The sequence below is a fragment of the Tolypothrix bouteillei VB521301 genome (genome assembly GCF_000760695.4).
Classification (GTDB): domain Bacteria; phylum Cyanobacteriota; class Cyanobacteriia; order Cyanobacteriales; family Nostocaceae; genus Scytonema; species Scytonema bouteillei_A.
The window spans coordinates 7,815,088-7,832,810 of sequence record NZ_JHEG04000001.1 but is presented as its reverse complement, the minus strand read 5'-3'; the positions used below and the strand labels follow the sequence as shown (position 1 = coordinate 7,832,810).

General features: G+C 42.5%; 18 protein-coding genes. 1 reads left to right on the top strand and 17 read right to left on the bottom strand.

Annotated elements, in window-relative coordinates; translation table 11 throughout:
* Positions 1-41: 41 nt before the first annotated feature.
* The 14 genes from HC643_RS32120 to HC643_RS32060 form a co-directional block, all read right to left on the bottom strand.
* Entirely contained in the window at positions 42-1,271 is a 1,230-nt protein-coding gene (locus tag HC643_RS32120) for a sulfate ABC transporter substrate-binding protein (protein WP_063779561.1), read from the bottom strand.
* Between the two features lie 410 nt (positions 1,272-1,681).
* Positions 1,682-2,485, bottom strand: coding sequence for a hypothetical protein (locus tag HC643_RS32115; protein WP_038074243.1), 804 nt, complete (start codon positions 2,483-2,485; stop codon positions 1,682-1,684).
* Positions 2,486-2,496: 11 nt separating this feature from the next.
* Complete coding sequence (locus tag HC643_RS32110; protein ID WP_038074246.1) at positions 2,497-3,336, bottom strand: hypothetical protein; 840 nt, start codon at positions 3,334-3,336, stop codon at positions 2,497-2,499.
* Between the two features lie 3 nt (positions 3,337-3,339).
* Complete coding sequence (locus HC643_RS32105) at positions 3,340-3,534, bottom strand: hypothetical protein (protein ID WP_038074250.1); 195 nt, start codon at positions 3,532-3,534, stop codon at positions 3,340-3,342.
* A 175-nt stretch (positions 3,535-3,709) separates the two neighbouring features.
* Entirely contained in the window at positions 3,710-4,657 is a 948-nt protein-coding gene (locus HC643_RS32100; protein WP_038074252.1) for a D-2-hydroxyacid dehydrogenase, read from the bottom strand.
* A 118-nt stretch (positions 4,658-4,775) separates the two neighbouring features.
* Positions 4,776-5,582 (bottom strand): sulfite exporter TauE/SafE family protein, encoded by an 807-nt coding sequence (locus tag HC643_RS32095; protein WP_050046615.1) that lies wholly within the window; start codon positions 5,580-5,582, stop codon positions 4,776-4,778.
* A gap of 6 nt (positions 5,583-5,588) precedes the next feature.
* Positions 5,589-6,455, bottom strand: a complete 867-nt coding sequence (locus tag HC643_RS32090; protein ID WP_038074253.1) for a CmcJ/NvfI family oxidoreductase — start codon at positions 6,453-6,455, stop codon at positions 5,589-5,591.
* 24 nt (positions 6,456-6,479) lie between these two features.
* A complete protein-coding gene (locus tag HC643_RS32085) occupies positions 6,480-8,111 on the bottom strand; it encodes an FAD-dependent oxidoreductase (RefSeq protein ID WP_038074412.1) in 1,632 nt (543 codons plus the stop codon).
* A 371-nt stretch (positions 8,112-8,482) separates the two neighbouring features.
* Entirely contained in the window at positions 8,483-9,100 is a 618-nt protein-coding gene (locus HC643_RS32080) for a nitroreductase family protein (protein WP_038074258.1), read from the bottom strand.
* 193 nt (positions 9,101-9,293) lie between these two features.
* Positions 9,294-10,322: an ABC transporter substrate-binding protein gene (locus tag HC643_RS32075; RefSeq protein ID WP_038074260.1), complete on the bottom strand. Its 1,029-nt coding sequence runs from the start codon at positions 10,320-10,322 to the stop codon at positions 9,294-9,296.
* Positions 10,323-10,687: 365 nt separating this feature from the next.
* Complete coding sequence (gene maiA, locus HC643_RS32070; RefSeq protein ID WP_038074263.1) at positions 10,688-11,359, bottom strand: maleylacetoacetate isomerase; 672 nt, start codon at positions 11,357-11,359, stop codon at positions 10,688-10,690.
* Positions 11,360-11,394: 35 nt separating this feature from the next.
* Entirely contained in the window at positions 11,395-11,760 is a 366-nt protein-coding gene (locus HC643_RS32065; RefSeq protein WP_038074266.1) for an EamA family transporter, read from the bottom strand.
* Between the two features lies 1 nt (position 11,761).
* Complete coding sequence (locus HC643_RS42245) at positions 11,762-11,887, bottom strand: hypothetical protein (protein ID WP_272899983.1); 126 nt, start codon at positions 11,885-11,887, stop codon at positions 11,762-11,764.
* A 46-nt stretch (positions 11,888-11,933) separates the two neighbouring features.
* Complete coding sequence (locus tag HC643_RS32060; RefSeq protein ID WP_038074269.1) at positions 11,934-12,986, bottom strand: sulfonate ABC transporter substrate-binding protein; 1,053 nt, start codon at positions 12,984-12,986, stop codon at positions 11,934-11,936.
* 593 nt (positions 12,987-13,579) lie between these two features.
* Between HC643_RS32060 and HC643_RS32055 the strand changes: the two genes are divergently transcribed.
* On the top strand, positions 13,580-14,236 hold the full coding sequence (locus tag HC643_RS32055; RefSeq protein WP_038074271.1) for a class I SAM-dependent methyltransferase family protein: 657 nt from the start codon (positions 13,580-13,582) through the stop codon (positions 14,234-14,236).
* 76 nt (positions 14,237-14,312) lie between these two features.
* Here HC643_RS32055 and HC643_RS32050 read toward each other — a convergent pair whose 3' ends face one another.
* From HC643_RS32050 to HC643_RS32040, 3 genes are all read right to left on the bottom strand, one after another.
* Complete coding sequence (locus HC643_RS32050; RefSeq protein ID WP_038074274.1) at positions 14,313-15,227, bottom strand: aliphatic sulfonate ABC transporter substrate-binding protein; 915 nt, start codon at positions 15,225-15,227, stop codon at positions 14,313-14,315.
* An 86-nt stretch (positions 15,228-15,313) separates the two neighbouring features.
* A complete protein-coding gene (locus HC643_RS32045) occupies positions 15,314-16,393 on the bottom strand; it encodes an aliphatic sulfonate ABC transporter substrate-binding protein (protein ID WP_050046616.1) in 1,080 nt (359 codons plus the stop codon).
* A gap of 32 nt (positions 16,394-16,425) precedes the next feature.
* Positions 16,426-17,598 carry an LLM class flavin-dependent oxidoreductase gene (locus HC643_RS32040; RefSeq protein WP_038074277.1) on the bottom strand — a complete coding sequence of 391 codons (1,173 nt, stop codon included), beginning with the start codon at positions 17,596-17,598 and terminating at the stop codon, positions 16,426-16,428.
* Positions 17,599-17,723 lie beyond the last annotated feature (125 nt).

Sequence of the window (17,723 nt, the reverse complement as noted above, 5' to 3'; positions counted from 1 at the left end):
AAAAAAGACTAGCGATCGCAATATTCCCGTGAAGTACTGCCTTAACGCCACGTTTTGGTGGCGCTTGTATTAATTTTACTTATCACTTTAGCAAAAATGCCGTTATCATCAAAAAACTTTTTCTGAATTGCAGCCCAACCGCCATAGTCATTAGTTGTTGCCAAACTTTTTAGCCGAGGGTATTGATTAACAACCTCTTTTTTTTGTGCTGCGTTCGACTCTATCGAGCGATAACCAGTTTGGGTAAATACCTTCTGAGCTTCCGCAGTATACAAATACTTGATGAATGCTTCTGCTACTTCACGAGTACCGTGCTTGTCTACATTTTTATCAACAATAGCAACTGGGTTATCAATTGAGAAATTGACATCAGGAATAAAGTACGAAGGTTTCTCACCTTTAAGAGCTTTCAAAATTACTTCATTTTCATAAGTAATTAGAGCATCCCCTTCACCTCCCTTGAAAAAGGCGTCCGTTGCATTACGAGCGCTTTCTGGCAAATTTGGAGCATTTTTATAAACATTGCTAACAAAGTCTAATGTCTTAGACTCATCTTTTCCGGCTTTAATCGCTGCATTCCAAAGTGCTAAAAAGTTCCAACGTGCGCTACCCGATGTTATGGGATTGGGTGTTATCACACTAATTCCCTTGTTTGCTAAGTCTGTCCATGTTTTGATGCCTTTCGGATTACCCTGACGAGTGACAATTGCGACAACCGACTTGCTAACAATACCGCCGTTCGGAAACTCTTTTTCCCAACCTGGTTGGATTAATCCTGCTCGTTCAATCTTCTGAATATCGGGAGCAAGTGATAGATGAACCACATCAGCTTCCAATCCTCCCTCAATCGTTGCAAGAGCTTGAGCACTAGAAGCACCATAACTCTGCTGAAAGGTAATATTTTGATTCCGCTCTTTTTTCCACTTTTCAACAAATCGGGGAATAATCTTATCATGTGCGGCTTGGGTAACAGAGAAGGAAACAAGGTTAAGTTTAATATTCTTCTGTTGAGCAATAAGATTGTTACTGTTTCCAGAATGAATCTCTCCTGAAGAATTGCCAATACTTGCAGTGGAAGCAGCAACTACTACGCTCAAGGTAGTTCCTACTAAAACAAGACTCAAAAAGGCTCCAAGAGAATGTCTGTTTAACCAACCTCTTCCTGCTTTACGGCTCCATTGTCCGATAGCTTGTAAAGCTTTAACAACATACCTCTGAAATTGCCCTATCCATTCAGTCCTTAGTTTTTTTGTCTGTTGCCACTTGCTCATCAAATTGCCCCTACATAACCCGGTATTTGTATTTAAATACCGTATTTTTGTGGTATTATAAGTCGATAAGTCAGTTTTTTTAACCAAAAGTTAATTTTTCTTCAATATAAACAAATGCTATGTCTGCTGGAAAGACGCTCAATTGGACAAATCATCTTTACGATTACCTTCTATCTGTCTCACTCCGGGAACCAGAGATCCTCTTTAAAACTTGAAGAATATTTTCCCCCCTTTTTAAGGGGGGCTAGGGGGGATCGTAATTCAACAGTAGGGTTTACAAACATTCTCTAAAGCAATAGGACTTATTCCACCTCAACACTATTTCGAGGCTTTCGGACGTTATCGCTCACCTCCTTAAAAAGAGAAGCTATGCGTAAGCCCTAAGTCAATGTGAATTTTATCTACTCAACCTACTGATTGATAGAAGTTAGTTGAGGATTGGGAAGATCTAACAGGTAAGAAATGACTTCGCTGCGCCAATCATCGTATACTGATTCTATCCCTTTGATATTAGCCCCATTAAAGTTTTCCGCATCCAGCCAGCGCTGTTTGATGTAAGCAGCACGTCGTTGCTGAATTTCTTCGTCCAGTTCTAACAATTTTGCTGCAAGTTCAGCCCGTTCGTTAGGTGAAGCTTGTTCAAACTTTTTGCGCCACCAATTGGCGATTGTGACGCGGTGAATTGCTTCATCATCGGTGAATCGTTCGCTACTTTGTTTAGCCAAAACAGCATCTCCAATTTTTGATGTTAGTTTATTGAACCAAACTTGGGGCAAAATATGATGTTCGTAGTGCAGCTCCCAAGCAATAAATCCAAGCCAGTTGCGATAGGGGACATCTTCTAAAAATTCCCAGTGACGTTCGGCTTCTTTGCGGATATCATCAATAGGATCGCGTCCGGTTAAAGCAATGACTCGTTGTCGAAAAGCGATCGCGTGCGTACCATCATCGCCAATTTGTCTGCTCAAAATCAAATGCAAGTCAGGGTCTGAAATCAACGAAATTGCTTTGCTAGCAGCTTGCACAATAGACAAGTCATGTCCACCTGTAGCAGCCCAATACTGGTAAAAATTGTCTTTTTCCTCTTCTGTTAGTGGGGGACGACTGGCCTGTTCGCGAGTTAAGGGAACGTGAGGTGCATACTTGCCGATGAGTTTATTTAGAGTTTCGTTCTCAAATTCTACATTCCAAGCTCGAGTTAAAGTTGCAGTCATATAAATGCCTTTTAAGTATTGAATACTAAAGATGTTTCATCGTTAATACTGACGAGTTTTGGGAGCTGTGTCTCAGGGAGATTAAAGAAATAAGCAAGTACTTCTCGCCGCCAAGCATCATAAATTAAATCCGAACCTTCAACTTCAATACCAAGGGCGCGACGGGTAATTTGACCGTGTTCTTTAAGGTAAGTATTTCGTCGTCGTTGACCTTCTTCATCAACTGCCAATACCTGTTCTACTAGCTCGGCTTTTTCTGCAGGCGAAGCTTTGTCAAATTTACGCTGCCACCATTCCACCACTCCCACACGATGGAATGCTTCGTCTGGGATAATTCTCTCTGTTGCAAAGTTTGCTGATGCTGGATCGTACAACCGTGACAAGCGACGATTTAATATGGCAGTGACAACAATATGATGTTCGTAATGTAACTCAAAGGCTAAAAAACCCAACCAATTACGAATCGGTAAGTCCCCCATAAAATCCCAGTGCTTTTGCACTTGCTTTTGAATATCTTCAATGGGGTCATGACCAAATAATGCCTCTACACGCCTGCGGGTATTTTCAGCGTGTGCGCCATCATCGCCCAATTGACGGCTTAAAAATAACTGCAATTCAGGATCGGGTATTTGGTTAACGATCTTCGCACAAACTTGAACAATAAATAGGTCGTGGGCTGCACCACCAATCCGAAATTGGTAAAAATTTTCCAGTTCTTCTTTTGTCTGAATGGGTTTTGCTTCGTGCAACCGCTTTTTAGGAATCTGGGGAGCGTGTTTATCAATTAATCTATCGATAGTTTCTGTTTCAAATTCAACTGTCCAAGGCCGACGAGTTAAGGTTGCTGTCATAGGTTACTCCGCGAGTTGTGAGTTGTATAGCTTAATTTGTGTTTTTTTTGTTAATGCTTCTTTCTCTGGTATTTCCCAGACATCTTGTCTTCCCTGTTGTTGCTCTACAAGTAACTGAAGCTGGATTGGGAATTTTGGCTGATGCCTAAATGACCAAGGTTCCCCATCTGACAATTCTCTTTCTATCTCATGAAACATAGGTGTACCATTGTTAGAAGTTAACTGTAACTGTTGGACACTATTTTTTAGTGCAGTTTATTGAAAAACCATTAACTGAGTCCCAAGCATGAACTGCATATACCAAAGCAAATGAAAATCTTCTTCCCTCCAAGTTCTACGCCTCGCTCTCTCTTCCAAGCCAGTAATTTGAGTTTTAATAACCCACTGTTTTATCTACAACATTGCGTAAAGGTTGATCGCTACGATAGCGTGCTAAATTATCAAGAAATAATGCTACAATACGCTGACGCAATTGTGGAGTTAGTGCCGAACAATGAGGAGTAATAAATACATTGGATAAAGACCAAAAAGGGCTTTCTGGTGGTAATGGTTCTGTTTCAAAGGTGTCTAATCCAGCACCTGCAATCCAACCTTCTCCCAGAGCAGTGAGCAATGCTGATTCATCTACAATTGCACCCCGAGCAATATTAATTAAATAAGCACTCGGACGCATTAACCGTAATGCTTCTGCATCTATTAATCCTTTGGTTTTTGGAGTAAGAGGTGTCGCAACAACTACATAATCTGCCTGTGGAAGAAGCGATCGCCACTCATTGACACCAACTATTTTGTCAAAATTTGGTAATGGTTCGGGATGTCGGCGGCTACCCCAAATTCTCATTCCAAAAGCTTTGGCACGCAGGGCAATTTCTTGACCAATATTTCCCGTACCAATAATTAACAGAGTTTTGTTGTACAATTCTTCCAGTTCCAACCACTTATACCAGTAGTGGTTCATCTGTAACTCTTGCAATTTTTGAACTTTTTTTGCGTAAAAAAGCATGAAGTTCAGCACAAATTCTGCCATAGGAATGGCATGAACTCCCGAACCATTTGTAAGAACTATATCATGTTTTAAAAAAGTAGGCGTGAGGATATGATTCACGCCAGAACTTGGTGTATGCTGCCAGCGAATTCCAGGCGCTGCTGCCAGTACTTTATGGAGGGTCGTATTTTTCAACTGAAACCCATTGAGATAAACTTCAGCTTCCCGTGGATCGCCTTCAAAGTTACCATCACTGTCTATATGCACATATGTAATGTCTGAGGGTAACAGTGGCTCGATATCAGCAGCTAGTTCTATGGGTAGAACGATCTTCACAACACATCCCCTTGCGATCGCATTACACAACAAAATCTGTAAAATTAGACAGGTTCGGTATAAAAAACGGTTTTGTTGTTTTCTCCTCCTGCCTGCACCAATTCCTATTTTTTGCTTTCTAACCGTAAATGAAAAAGTAAATAGTCATGCTAAAAGCAACGATTATGACAACTCTCCGAATCATTTGGGGGTCTAGTTGACGTGCGTAATGAGCGCTGACATAACCTCCCAACGAACCGCCTACAGCCATTAAAATTGCTTGCTGCCAAGCAATGACACCTGCAAAAATAAATGGGACAATCGCAATGCCGTTTACACAACTCCCCAAAAACGTTTTAAAGGCATTCATAGTATGAATACTTTTGATACCTAAAAACGATAAGGTAGCTAGCATTAAAATCCCCAACCCCGCACCGAAGAAACCCCCATAGATAGCGATCGCTAGTTGAGCCAACACTAAATTTCGTAAAGGTACGGATTCAGGAGATGACTTCTGGCTTTGAATCTGAAGCCATTTCCTGAAAAAATCACCAAAAGTAAATACTAGTGTTGCTAACAGTAATAAATAAGGGATCAGTTTTTTAAAAAAATCAGCCGAAGTATACAACAAAGCTAAGGAGCCGATAACACCGCCAACCAGGCTTATGCCACATAAGAGCAAAAAAACTTGCCGTTTGATTCCTAAATCTTTCCGGTAAGCTCCAGCACTTGCTAAAGCAGCTACCCATATAGCAGCATTATTTGTAGCATTTGCTACAACTGGCGGTACACCCGTAAAAATGAGGGCTGGAAAGGTAATAAAGCTACCACCACCCGCTACAGCATTTAATCCGCCTGCAATGAAAGCAGTGCTAAAAAGAAGTAAAGTATGAGGAAGAGTTAAGAGTTGGGGAGCGATGGTACTTAGCATTGTTAAGTGACGCATCCGCAGCTATGCGGGATAAAAAACGAATGTTCGCAGTTCGATACTTTCCCGTGGTGGAGCATCTGGTGGGCTTGTCGGATCGTTAAAGGCTGTATGACCTGCAAAACGTGCGCGTCCATCTTCTGCAGAGTCGAAACACTTAATGAAGAGTGCCTCATTTCTGTGCATTTGTGGGAAGTAGAACCACTGATGTCTCGGATTGTGTAAGAGCGCATAAGTTTCACCAACGCGATCGCGATAAACAAGGTCAGTAGCCACAAGATCTGTTGTTGCAATACTTTGCGCGTCACATACTGCTAATGGTGACTCTTGGATTGGAGAAGCGATCGCCCGCCAAACATTGATGATGGCGAAGCGTTGTTGCAATAGCTCGTCAATATTATCAATCCCTCTTGCTGCTAATTCCAAGCGTGCGCGAGTATAGCCGGATTTGGCAGTAAAATCGTTGTGTACGCGTTTGGCAGGTTCTTTAATATTATTCTCTCCTGGCTTCATCCTTTGGACGTTACGAAGAGTATGGTCGAAGATCGCTACCCGTGTTGCACCCGTTACTTCTTTCAATAATTGCTCTGCTTCTGGGTAGTAAACGTGGCGTACCTCATCTTCGTCATAAAAGTTCCGCACGCTAGTATTATGCTCTTTCAAGCCAAAGCCTTCTCGATCCAGAGTTATGTTCTCTGAGATGGAACGAGCATTGTAAATTGGAAATTTGTGTGTCTGATAAGTTCCATTATGCCTGGGAATCCCTGATGGCGGTTCGTAAGTGTAATTGACAGGTCTTTCTGCCATAGGGACTAAGTAATTGAGGTTTGCCTCTACAAAGGGCAAGCCTTTGGAAATCGGTCTGTCTAAAACTTGATTGCTTGAACTCATAGTTTGCCTCCTATCTTTGTTGAATCACACTGCAACTAATTGCTTGCTTGCAACTGCCGGTTCGGGTTTGACCCAAATTGTGTCTACTCCTCCACTTAACAGCCGATACTGCTGGTTTGGGTCTTGCTGGGGATAATCCATCCGTTTGTGCATTCCTCTAGTTTCTTGACGTTGCAAACCACTGTTGTACATCCAACGAGCCGTGGCGACCATTGCTGCAGCTTCTCGCATGCGGATGACTTTGTTATCGGTAGGAGTTTGGCTGTTGCGGAGATATTGCCAGAGGTCATTAAGTTTGTCTAGAGATGCACTTAAGCCTGAGTCAGTACGGAATAAATTGCGATCGTAAGGAAAAACTTCGGCTTGAACGGCTGAAATCGCTTCATCCGGAGATAAAGTATGGTTGCCCTCACTTTGCAATCCAACTTCACCCACGCCTCGTACTTTGCGCTGCGTTGCTTTCTCTCCCAAACTCAAAGCATAGGTAGCTGCTGACTGACCGGACCAGTACCCAGATGACATTGCCCAAGCTGCATTGTGGCTACCTCCACCCGTAAATCCACCACATATTAGCTCTCTCGTTGCAGCATCTCCCGCAGCGTAAAGCCCGCTGACTGAAGTGGCGCAGGTGTCATCTACAATCCGAATTCCTCCCGTACCGCGTACAGTTCCTTCTAAGCGTAAAGTGATGGGGAAGCGTTGGGTAAAGGGGTCAATTCCAGCGCGATCGAAGACAACAAAAAAGTTAGGCTGAGACGCCCGCATCCATGCTTTGGTTTCTTCATCGACACCTTGGTCGAGGCGGGCATAAACTGGCTGAGTCAGCAAAGTTTTGGCAATGACAGAGCGACCGCGCTTGGAGCCTGCACCTTCTATGACCGTGCCATCTTCGTAGGTAAAGGATGCCCAGTCATAGTAACGAGTTTTGGTGACAGAGGAAAAGCTAGGAGAAATAGCATAAGCATTAGAAAATTCCATACCAGAGAAATCTGCACCAACCTCTGCTGCCATTAACAGACCATCTCCAGTCAGCACATTACAACCGAGAGCCTTACTTAAGAAAGCACAACCTCCTGTCGCAATAACAACTGCCCCTGCTCGGATTTTCCAACGTTCTCCAGATTGGCGGTTAATACCCGATGCGCCTGCAACAGTATTTTCTGCATCTACAAGCAGCTCTAAAGCTGGACTGTTGTCTAAAATTTTCACTCCTGCTTGCTTAATCTTTTTCCGCATGAAGCGCATGTAATCCGGACCTTGCAAAGAGCGACGGATGGCCATTCCGTTATTATCAACTCGAAAGGGATAACCCCAATCTGCCAGTGAATTAATATTGTCGTAAGTTCGATCTAAAACGCGAGTCATCCAATGGCGGTTGGCAAGAAATCCTCCCATTGCTTCCCGACTTGCCATTGCTGATTCGCGTTGTTCGACCTCTGGTGGAATGTACCACACACCATTTCCTGATGCTGCGGCTGCACCACTTGTACCGCAGTAACCCTTATCTACCAAAACGACTTTTGCACCACTGGTTGCTGCACTCCAAGCTGCCCAAGTACCTGCAGGACCACCACCAATCACCAAGACATCCGTCTCTAAATTTTGAGCGGAGTTAGTAGTAGATAGCTGTTTGTGGGCTAATTGATTTACGCTCACGAGCTTCACCCCTTAATTTTCAAAATTTGTTTTTACCAGCCATTAAGACAAAAAACATGAATCTATAGCTATCAAACTCTACATAAGCTTTTGGACAAAGGCAAAGACAATGATTTGTCTGTAGAATGCTGGTTTTACAAAAATGCACTTTATCGATAAACTAACCGTATTTTAATTTTATAGCTTCTCATGAAGTATAGGGAAATTCAAGCTCCTTAACAATAAGATATATATTTAGCTTTTGTAAAGCTAATAATTAGTTTATCAAAGTTTTTTACTCAGGAGGTTGAACCAACCTCCTGAGTAAGCAGTGACCGATTGTTTTGCCAACAAAGACGTTCTCATTCTTTTAGGTAGCGATCGCTTGTGGGTTAGCGATGGCTGCTTGCTGCCAGCAGAGGTGAAGCTTTTCCCCACTCTCCAAAAAACACCAACTGCTTCAAAGGCTTGCGGATGCGAGGTGCTAGTTCTCGTTCGCGTAGCTCATTGGAAAGGCTTTGGGGATCGCCAGGATAACCGACTGCAAGTGCTGTAGTAGGCTCATAGCCTTCAGGAATCTTATATTGTTTTCTAGCGCTCTCCACATTGAATCCTGCTATCTGATGGACCGATAAACCAAAAGCGGTGGCTTGAATCACTAAATTTTCTAATGCAAGTCCGACATCATGTAGCGCATGACGATTTACTCTTCCATCATCAAAATACAGTTTAGCAACGGCGAGTATTAACACGGGAGCATTTTTTGCCCAACCTTGATTCAATTCAGCTAAAGTACTGAGTAAACGCTTGTGCTCCGTTGGGTCATCTTTGGTAGCAACGATAAAACTCCAGGGCTGATGGTTGTAGGAAGAAGGTGCCCAACGAGCTGCTTCTAACAGGGTAAGTAGTTTTTCCTGCTCAACAGGACGGTCGGCAAATGCTCTGGGGCTCCAGCGACGGCGAATCAAGTCATGAATGGGATATTCTGTTGCTGCGAGTTTGTGTGTCATATGAATATCTCTTTGTTGTGCTCGGTTTAGGTTTAAGCTGTTCAAAAGGTTCGGTGGGGAGTAGAAAATAATCAATTTCTTATTCCCGATACCTAAATTACTGAATTTGCAAACTAGTTTTTTTGTTTAAAGTTCAAAATTAAGGTATCAATTTCTATGAAAAACAGGCAAAATACTTAAATCTGAAACCATGTCAGGTTTTAATAGATGTAGCCAATTTTGTGTCGATCGCCTGACTCCAATCTGGCTCCTGTTTGATAAGTCCCAAACGAGCCAGTAGTTTTGACTGATTTACAAGGTCGGTGCGATACTCTTGATTGGGCGGCTGCAACAGTATGTTACGACGCGACAGTGTTAAAGCAGCGGCTTCCGGCGCAAGTTTATTTTCTCTAACTAAGATCTCTACTGCTTTCTGACGGTTTTGTTTGACCCAGTTTACTGCTTGTTGATAGGCTTTAAGAAACCGTCGCACAGTCTCTGGATTCTGTTCTATATACTCTGTGCGTCCAAACAGCGCCACATAGTTCAAAACATATTGAGTCCCGTCTGCGATCGCAATTGCCTCTTTCGCGACTTGTACGCTGGCATAAAAGGGGTCCCAGGTTGCCCAAACATCGATCGCTCCCGATAGCAATGCTGCACGACCTACATCATTTTCTAACTGAACCCACTTTACGTCAGTATCTTTTAGTCCAATGCTTTCTAGTACTCGCACTACCAATAAATGGCTTCGTCCGGTAGGCGTCCCTATTTTCTTATCCTTCAAATCCTTAATACTTTTGATAGGCGAGTTAGGTCGAACTAGTAAGGCATGGGTTTTCGGGCTGCGCTCAACGAGGGCAATAACACGAATAGGTAAGCCTGCTGCGATGGCGGGGATTGGCGTACCACCTAAACCCAGATCTAAAGCTCCGGCTGCTAATGCTTCGGTAACTGGCTTCAGCGACAGCATTCGGCGGTATTCAAAACTAGTTGGCTGTCCCGCAAATGCCTTCTCCAATAGTTTTTGCTCTCGCATTGCAAACACTGTCACATAAGGTGGCTGAAAGCCGAGACGCAATTTTGACGCATTCTTGCTCGTGTTGGTTGAGCCTGGATTTGCTTGAGCTAAATCTACTGCATAAGATGTTGCTTCGCGTGTGGAAGCGAGGGACTTATAAGCGAATGAAGCAACTGTTGAAAGGCTCAGACTTAGTACGTGACGGCGTTTAATAGAAGTCATGCGCGATCGTTCTCCTTATAGATGTGTATCAACAGCTATGCTGCTTGCTGCTGTGACTAACTGCAACCGAAATAAAACTTTTTGGGCAAGCAATGTAAAGCTCAGATAGCTTCCCTGGCATCAGGTCAAAATTATAGAAGAGCGAGAAACACATCTTTCAAATCATTCATACCAACACAACTGTCTGCGATTTTCGCTCTTACTAGGACTCTCAGAAGTTGTAAGTTAGACTAAATCTAATAATATACGGTTAATTGATTAAAATTTAGTAATATTAATATTGGCACGGTTACAGGTAAAAAGCAAGATACTCTCCTACTCGCTGTATTTTAATGCAAAAGATTGGCAAAAGACAAATTTATTTTTTAATATTCATCCTCTGGATTGTACTCCACAATATCAGGTTGTAAATGCGGTTGTGCGGCAATAAATGCGGGATGAGTCATACATATTTCATAAATTCGGCGAATATGAGGATATGGCTCTAAAGGGTATTTAAATCGCTCGGCATTATAAACCTGAGGTACGAGAAATACATCCGCGATTGTTGGAGTATCACCATAACAAAAATTGCTGCAAAATCTACTGTTATCTAGAATATTTTCAAGTGCGTTTAGACCTTCCCCCAGCCAGTGATGATACCAATTCATTTTTTCAGCTTGATTTAAACCTATCGGTTCAGTCAAGTATTTACGAACTCTCATGATGTTTAAGGGATGGATATCGCAAGCTATCAAAAGGGCAATTTGTCTTGTATAAGCTCGTGCAAAAATGTCTGATGGTAAAAGTGCAGGTTGCGGATAACATTCTTCTAGATATTCAACAATTGCTAATGACTGGGTAATAACAGCTTCACCATCAATAAGGGTAGGAACCAATTTTTGAGGATTAATTTTTTGGTATTTTATTGTAAACTCTGGTTTACCTTTTCTTAATTCAGAAACACTTTTATACAAATAAGGAATTTTCTTTAACTCTAGTGCAATCCTGACTCTATATGAAGCTGTTGAACGATAGTAGCTATAAAGTTCTAACACGTAGATTCCAATGTATTTAGTAAGGTCAATAGTTTTTATGGTAATCTCAAGAGCCTTCCGTCAATAGCGGCTAATCCTGTAAAAATGAGTGACATACCTGCAAAAGTATTCCAATCCAACCTTTCTCCAAGGACAAATACACCAAGTAAGAGCGCACTGATTGGAATCAAAAACGTTACCAACGAGGCGTTAGTTGCACCTGCAACAGCAAGTATACGGAAATAAATTAAGTTAGCGATCGCAGCAAAGCTAACACGACCTAATACTACCGTAAACGGTTGGAGTTCCACAAGAACAATTTTAATAAAAAAGTAAGAACCGCCCCATAATAAAGACAGAATGAAGAGGAGCATCCATTCTTTAGCTCTTATAGTTGGGTTCTTGACAAATTGGGTTTTCATCTTACCTAACAGTTACGTTATCAACCTCTTGTCCTAAATCCAACTCCAACCTATAAGGTTCAGTAGCACGTTTAAACAACACCATTTTCCCTGACTCGTCTTTTTCAAATTCACGTGGCAAAACCATTCATCGTTATTCTTCTTGTGAAAAATTAAAATGATAATGCTAAAATTTAACTACCCTGCCAAACAATTTCCTTGACAGAAACTTGTTTTGGCAAGAGCTTGATTTTGTAGAAAGCATCAGCTACTTGCTGTTGTCCAGCGATAACTTCTTTTGTCATCGGTAGTACTCCATATTTGCGCCGCCTTTCAGCGATCTCCAAGACAGCAGCATCAATACCCAATTCTGGCGAGAGAAATTTCGCGACATCTGTGGGATTCTTTTGCGCCCAGTCACTGATTTTTTTCACTTGAGCCAGAACTGTTTTTAACGCTGATGGTTGCTTCTGGACAAAAGATTTGGCTGCAAGATAATAACCGCGATTCGATACAAGTCCCGTTCCATCAGTCAGAGTGCGTGCGCCTGTCGCAGCGACAGCAGCAGCTAAATACGGGTCCCAAATAGCCCACGCATCCACATTGTTACCTTCAAATGCTGCACGAGCATCGGGAGGTGTGAGAAAAGCTGGCTTAATATCGCTGTACTTTAATCCTGCTTTTTCTAAAGCTTTTACCACTAGATAGTTAGTATTTGAGCCTTTTGCAAAAGCCACTCTTTTGCCTTTAAGATCCGCTACAGTTTTGATGGGTGAATTTTTCGGTACGATGATAGCCTCTGCTTTTGGGCTCCAAGGATCGTAAGCAACATAAACCAAGGGAGTACCAGCTGCTTGGGCAAATATAGGCGGTGATTCACCTGTGTACCCAAAATCAATACTTCCAGCATTGATTGCCTCTAACATTGGCGGACCTGCTGGAAATTCTGTCCATGTCACTTTAGAACCAGCAGGCAAAGCTTTCTCTAAGTCTTTTTTTGTCTTCAAAGCGTTAAGAACAGTTGCTGCTTTTTGGTAGCCAATGCGAATCACAACGCTTTGATTTGCCCGATTCTGTGCTAGCGTTAGCCCAGAGTGACTTGTATTGCTGAAAGAAAAAACAGAGACAGCCGGACTCAAGATTAGTCCTACTGTAAAGAATAGAGCCAATATACGAATTCTAGATAGTCTCTGTAATAAGCTACTGAAAATTCCCCGAAATCTGACTGATAAGAGTTTTTTCGACATATATTGTGCTTTTACGCTTAATCTTAAAATTTATAATACGGTAAATAATGTAGGTTATCGTATTTATAGTATTGAAATTCTGACTTTGCTTGCAAATAACATAACGCAGGTTCTACAAACCTCACCCTCCCAACCTTTTTCTCCTAACATCAAACTTATGTAACCCTAAGAGGACGTTTTGAAAGTAGTGGCTGAGGTATCCAAAACTTTAGCTCCCCCCTAGCCCCCCTTAAAAAGGGGGGAAATTTTTCTTCAAGTCCCCCTTATTAAAGAGGATCTTGATACAACGATAGACTTTACAAACATCTGCTAAACCATTAGTTAAGCATTTTGGAGCCCAATGTTACCAGCACAGGACCAGATTTGGGCGATCGCAGTTATGAGGTTAGTTAGAGCATAAGTTTGCTACGGAGCAGCAGGGGAAGCAAGAATTGATTGGTATTTCCTGCAGGCTTAATTTTGAATGAATTTTTATAATACTATGCCTTCATTGTAAAATACTTTTAATCGATAGATTTATTGTAGTTTACCGAAGTACAGCGTGCTTGTCACTCTGCAAAGCCACATTTTGCAAGAAATTGGAATCACCCCTTATGCCAAAAGATTGGTTGGAATGGCACGATCTCTATAATACGGAACCAAAATTACAACAGCGTCTGGAAATCGTGCGGGAATACATATCCTACAGCTTGGATGCATCTCCAGCAGGAAGAATCCGCGTAGTGAGTGTTTGTGCTGGTGATGGACGGGATTTATTAGGAACCCTAGCAAATCACCCCCGCGCTCAAGAGGTTTATGCAAGACTCGTTGAACTCAACCCGAATCTAGTTGAACGTGGAAAAGCAACTATAGAATCATTAGGTTTAGCAAAGCAAATTGAATTTATCAATGGTGATGCAACTATCTCCGCTAACTATGTAGGAGCAGTACCAGCAGACATCGTTATTGTGTGTGGTGTCTTCGGCAATTTAGCCGATGAAGCCGAGCTCAAACGGTTGCTAGACAATTTGAGGTTTCTAAGCAAACAAGGTGCTTTTGCTATCTGGACTCGGGGACACTCTAACGGAATTCCCTACTCCGAGAATGTGCGGAAATTTTTGCAAGCGTTTGAATTTGAAGAAGTGAAGTTCAAACTTACCGCTACGGGAGACATGGGTGTAGGTATTAACCGTTACATTGGTGAAAATTTACCCGCACCTAAAGAGCAACAGTTATTTGTATTTTCTGGCATTCCCAATAAAGCGAGGTAATACGATATAGTGCAACGCGATCGCTTTACTGCGTGCTTCGGTAACAGTAAAGCGATCGCGCTTCCGAAAAATACAGCTATCTGCTAGCTAAAGCAAGATTGGCTTCAAAGACACTCAGGGGATCGGTCAATAGTGCTTCAGAAACATTAATACTCTTGGGCAGCAAACCAAAACGATAGAAAACATCAGCTGCGTATTGTTGTTCGGCAATAAACTCTTGCGAAGGTGGGACAAGACCCCAAGGTCTTTTTCTTAGAGACTGTTCCCAGCCTCGGGCATCAATGCCGTTGTTAATTTCTTTGGCTAGTAGTTCGGCTGCTTCAGTAAAATGAGTGGCAATCCAGCGATCGACTCGTTCTAGTGCTCGGATAAAAGCTGACAAGACATCTGGGTGTTGCTCGGCAAAAGTGCGATGGGTAAAGTAAACAGAGCGATTGCTAAATAGCTCAGAACTGTAAAGCAGTACTCTCACTTGATGGGTTTTCTGAACTTGTGCCAAATGTAGATCTGATGTTATCCAAGCATCTATTTCACCATTGAGAAAGGCTTGGAGTGAATCAGCCGTGTGGGGGATGGTTTTGACATTTTGATAGGTAAGCCCTACTTTATCTAGAGCGATCGCTAGTAAATGTTGTTGGTAAGACCCTTCACTTAAACTGACAGTCTTGTCTTTCAAATCGCTCACACTTTGAATGGGCGAATTTTCCAGGACAACAATTGCTCCCTGAACTGGGCGAGGTTGAGATGTAGCCAAATAAACGATTGGTACTCCCTGAGCCTGTGCCAAAATTGGTGGAGTTGTACCTGTTGCACCAATATCAATTTCTGCTGTTTTTAAGAGCTTTACTGTTTGATGCCCACCTGTTTCTGGGAGCCACTGTGCTGATACTCCCGTTGGCTCAAGCAAATCTTTTAATAACTCAGGTTTTCTGCTGAGTGTAAATACTGAGAGGTTATTGACATGGACACCGATGCGAATTGAATGAGTCATAATGTTCCTCCTTGTTTTCACAATAAACCGAGTGAATTAGCTGAAATAATGCCGATTGCAGAGTAAAAAAGCACGTTATTGCTCGTTTATATCTTGGTGACATCAACTACAAAGTTTTCTATAGTGGGCTTTTTGGGAATAATGCCCAGCTTAAAAAACCAGTCACTGACACGATTCATCTTTTCTATTTCTGCTGCACCGACGGGTGTTGGTATTCCCTCTACCCTTTCACTCATAAACTTTTGTACGCTCTCAGAAAGCTTAAATTCCTTACCATAGACTTGCATTGCCTGGGCTGCATTTGATAACACCCATTTACTTTCTTGTACCAGGACATCATAAACAGCTTTCACTATATCCGGATGCTTCTCCAAGAATGCATTGTGAACAATATAAATGCCATCATTCTCCGAATCAATCTCTCCCGCTGTAGCTAAAATCCTAGCACTATCTTTAACTGCTGCATTAGCAAAAAAAGTTCCCCACACCGCCCACGCACTTGCTTTTCCTGAAGCAAAGACAGGAGCAGCATCTGCCGGACCAAGATAAATTCGCTGCACTTGGTCTATAGAAACTCCTGCTTTTTCCAAACCTTTTGCTAGCAGATACTCGCCAGTACCTCCACGATTTACAATCACCTTTTTACCGACTAGATCTTTTACCGTCGCAATCGAAGAGTTTTTCGGGACCAAAATCCCCGATCCATCTTTACCACTGACTTGGTACCCAAAAATCTTGAACGGTGAATTTCCTGCCATAGCCGAGATAGCAGCTGTAGTACTACCACCTGTAAAGTCAATACTACCAGCATTCAAACCTTCAACAGCAGGTGCAAAAGCTGGAAATGGACCTAACCACTGTACCCCAAATTTTTTAGCTTCTAAGTATTGATTCAGAGTGCCTTTGACCTTAGCCAAGTAATAAGGTCCGGGTCCCCTAATAATGCCTATTCGAGCTTTCGTACCTTGAATGCTGGTATCTGCCACATTTGAAAGAGCAGAGCTATTCGCTACGGAAGACTGGGAAGTGGAATTGCTGGTTGTGGTAGTATCGCGATTACAGGCAACTGTTATGGCAGATGTTAGGAAAAATAATGTTGTGGGTAAACTACGACGTTTGATGCGGTAGTTAAGGAATTCAGTCTCGAATATATTTCGATCTTTCATTATACTGTAAAATTGAAGGCGAATTTCTCAAATCAACCCAGTTCTTTGGCAGATTCAGCAATGTCTTTAGCAGAGGAAATAGCCCCTACAGTTTCTCTGATACTGCTCCAGGTAGGAACATGAACATTGATAGGAGTTTGGTTATCGCCCGGTCGAGAAATTGGCAGGAGTGGCAACAATAAATCGGCAACTCGATAAGCTTCTTCAATCAGAGGAATACCCGAGATGATGAAAGTTTCAATACCAATATCGGCGTATTCTTGGAGGCGAGCAGCAACAGTCTTAGGATCGCCCACTACGGCAGTACCGGGACCGGGACGCACCAAACCCAAACCCGCCCAGAGGTTGGGGTAAATTTCTAAGTCTTTAACGTTCTGAGGAATCTGACCGCTATGAAACTTTAACATTCGTTGTTGCCCGACTGAGTCACCGCTATTCAGCATTTTTTGTATATTCATCACTGATTCTCGATCCATATGCTGAAGTAACCAGTCAGCAGCCTTCCAAGCTTCCTCCTCAGTTTCTCGAACAATTACATAGAGGCGAATTCCAAATCGCAAAGTGCGACCGTATTTCGCTGCGAGCGATCGCATTGTTGCGACTCGTTCAGCAATTTGGGGTGGAGTTTCACCCCAAGTTAAGTAAGTATCTATATGTTTGGCTGCAACTTCCAAGGCTGCATCAGACGAACCACCAAACCATAAGGGAGGATAGGGCGATTGTACTGTAGGTATTCCTATCTTAGCTTGCTTGACGTTAATATACTTTCCTTCAAAGTCTACAGTTTCCCCAGCCATTAGCCTGCGCCAAACTGTAAGGTATTCATCACAGTGGCTGTAGCGCTCATCGTGGGAAAGATGCAAGCCATAAGCAGCCATTGTATTGGATGTACCGTTGATAATATTGATTAATAACCGACCCTTAGAAAACTGGTCGAAAGTCGCCGCCATCTTAGCAAACAAAGTAGGCGATAACAAACCAGGATGTACGGCAACCAGAAAGCGCATCCGTTCCGTAAACGGAATCAGTGAGGAACCTAATACCCAGGTATCGTGTACGCCCGTTGCTAGGAGTGCGCCAGAGTAACCCAGGTGGTCAATTCCCCGCGCTAACTGCTGCATATATGCATAATCAATTTTGCGTGCTCCCTTTTTATTCCAAGGATATGGACCATCTGGTGCAGTTAAATACCAAAGAACTTCCATAATTTTTACCTTCCAATATGATAAGTTTTAGTTCAAAAGCACTTAAGGAAGCGGTTTGCTTTTTGTGATTGGGGCTTCTATTCTGAATTTTCAAGCACGTTTTTCGTTAACGACAAACTCATACC

Bases quoted from the DNA above. Each gene is read 5' to 3' on its own strand.
- HC643_RS32105 (WP_038074250.1), bottom strand. From the start codon at position 3,534: ATGTTTCATGAGATAGAAAGAGAATTGTCAGATGGGGAACCTTGGTCA.
- HC643_RS32110 (WP_038074246.1), bottom strand. From the start codon at position 3,336: ATGACAGCAACCTTAACTCGTCGGCCTTGGACAGTTGAATTTGAAACA.
- HC643_RS32115 (WP_038074243.1), bottom strand. From the start codon at position 2,485: ATGACTGCAACTTTAACTCGAGCTTGGAATGTAGAATTTGAGAACGAA.
- HC643_RS42245 (WP_272899983.1), bottom strand. From the start codon at position 11,887: ATGGTTTTGCCACGTGAATTTGAAAAAGACGAGTCAGGGAAAATGGTG.
- HC643_RS32075 (WP_038074260.1), bottom strand. From the start codon at position 10,322: ATGACTTCTATTAAACGCCGTCACGTACTAAGTCTGAGCCTTTCAACA.
- HC643_RS32090 (WP_038074253.1), bottom strand. From the start codon at position 6,455: ATGAGTTCAAGCAATCAAGTTTTAGACAGACCGATTTCCAAAGGCTTG.
- HC643_RS32050 (WP_038074274.1), bottom strand. From the start codon at position 15,227: ATGACTCATTCAATTCGCATCGGTGTCCATGTCAATAACCTCTCAGTA.
- HC643_RS32095 (WP_050046615.1), bottom strand. From the start codon at position 5,582: ATGCGTCACTTAACAATGCTAAGTACCATCGCTCCCCAACTCTTAACT.
- HC643_RS32060 (WP_038074269.1), bottom strand. From the start codon at position 12,986: ATGTCGAAAAAACTCTTATCAGTCAGATTTCGGGGAATTTTCAGTAGC.
- HC643_RS32045 (WP_050046616.1), bottom strand. From the start codon at position 16,393: ATGAAAGATCGAAATATATTCGAGACTGAATTCCTTAACTACCGCATC.
- HC643_RS32055 (WP_038074271.1), top strand. From the start codon at position 13,580: ATGCCAAAAGATTGGTTGGAATGGCACGATCTCTATAATACGGAACCA.
- HC643_RS32040 (WP_038074277.1), bottom strand. From the start codon at position 17,598: ATGGAAGTTCTTTGGTATTTAACTGCACCAGATGGTCCATATCCTTGG.
- HC643_RS32120 (WP_063779561.1), bottom strand. From the start codon at position 1,271: ATGAGCAAGTGGCAACAGACAAAAAAACTAAGGACTGAATGGATAGGG.
- HC643_RS32065 (WP_038074266.1), bottom strand. From the start codon at position 11,760: ATGAAAACCCAATTTGTCAAGAACCCAACTATAAGAGCTAAAGAATGG.
- HC643_RS32080 (WP_038074258.1), bottom strand. From the start codon at position 9,100: ATGACACACAAACTCGCAGCAACAGAATATCCCATTCATGACTTGATT.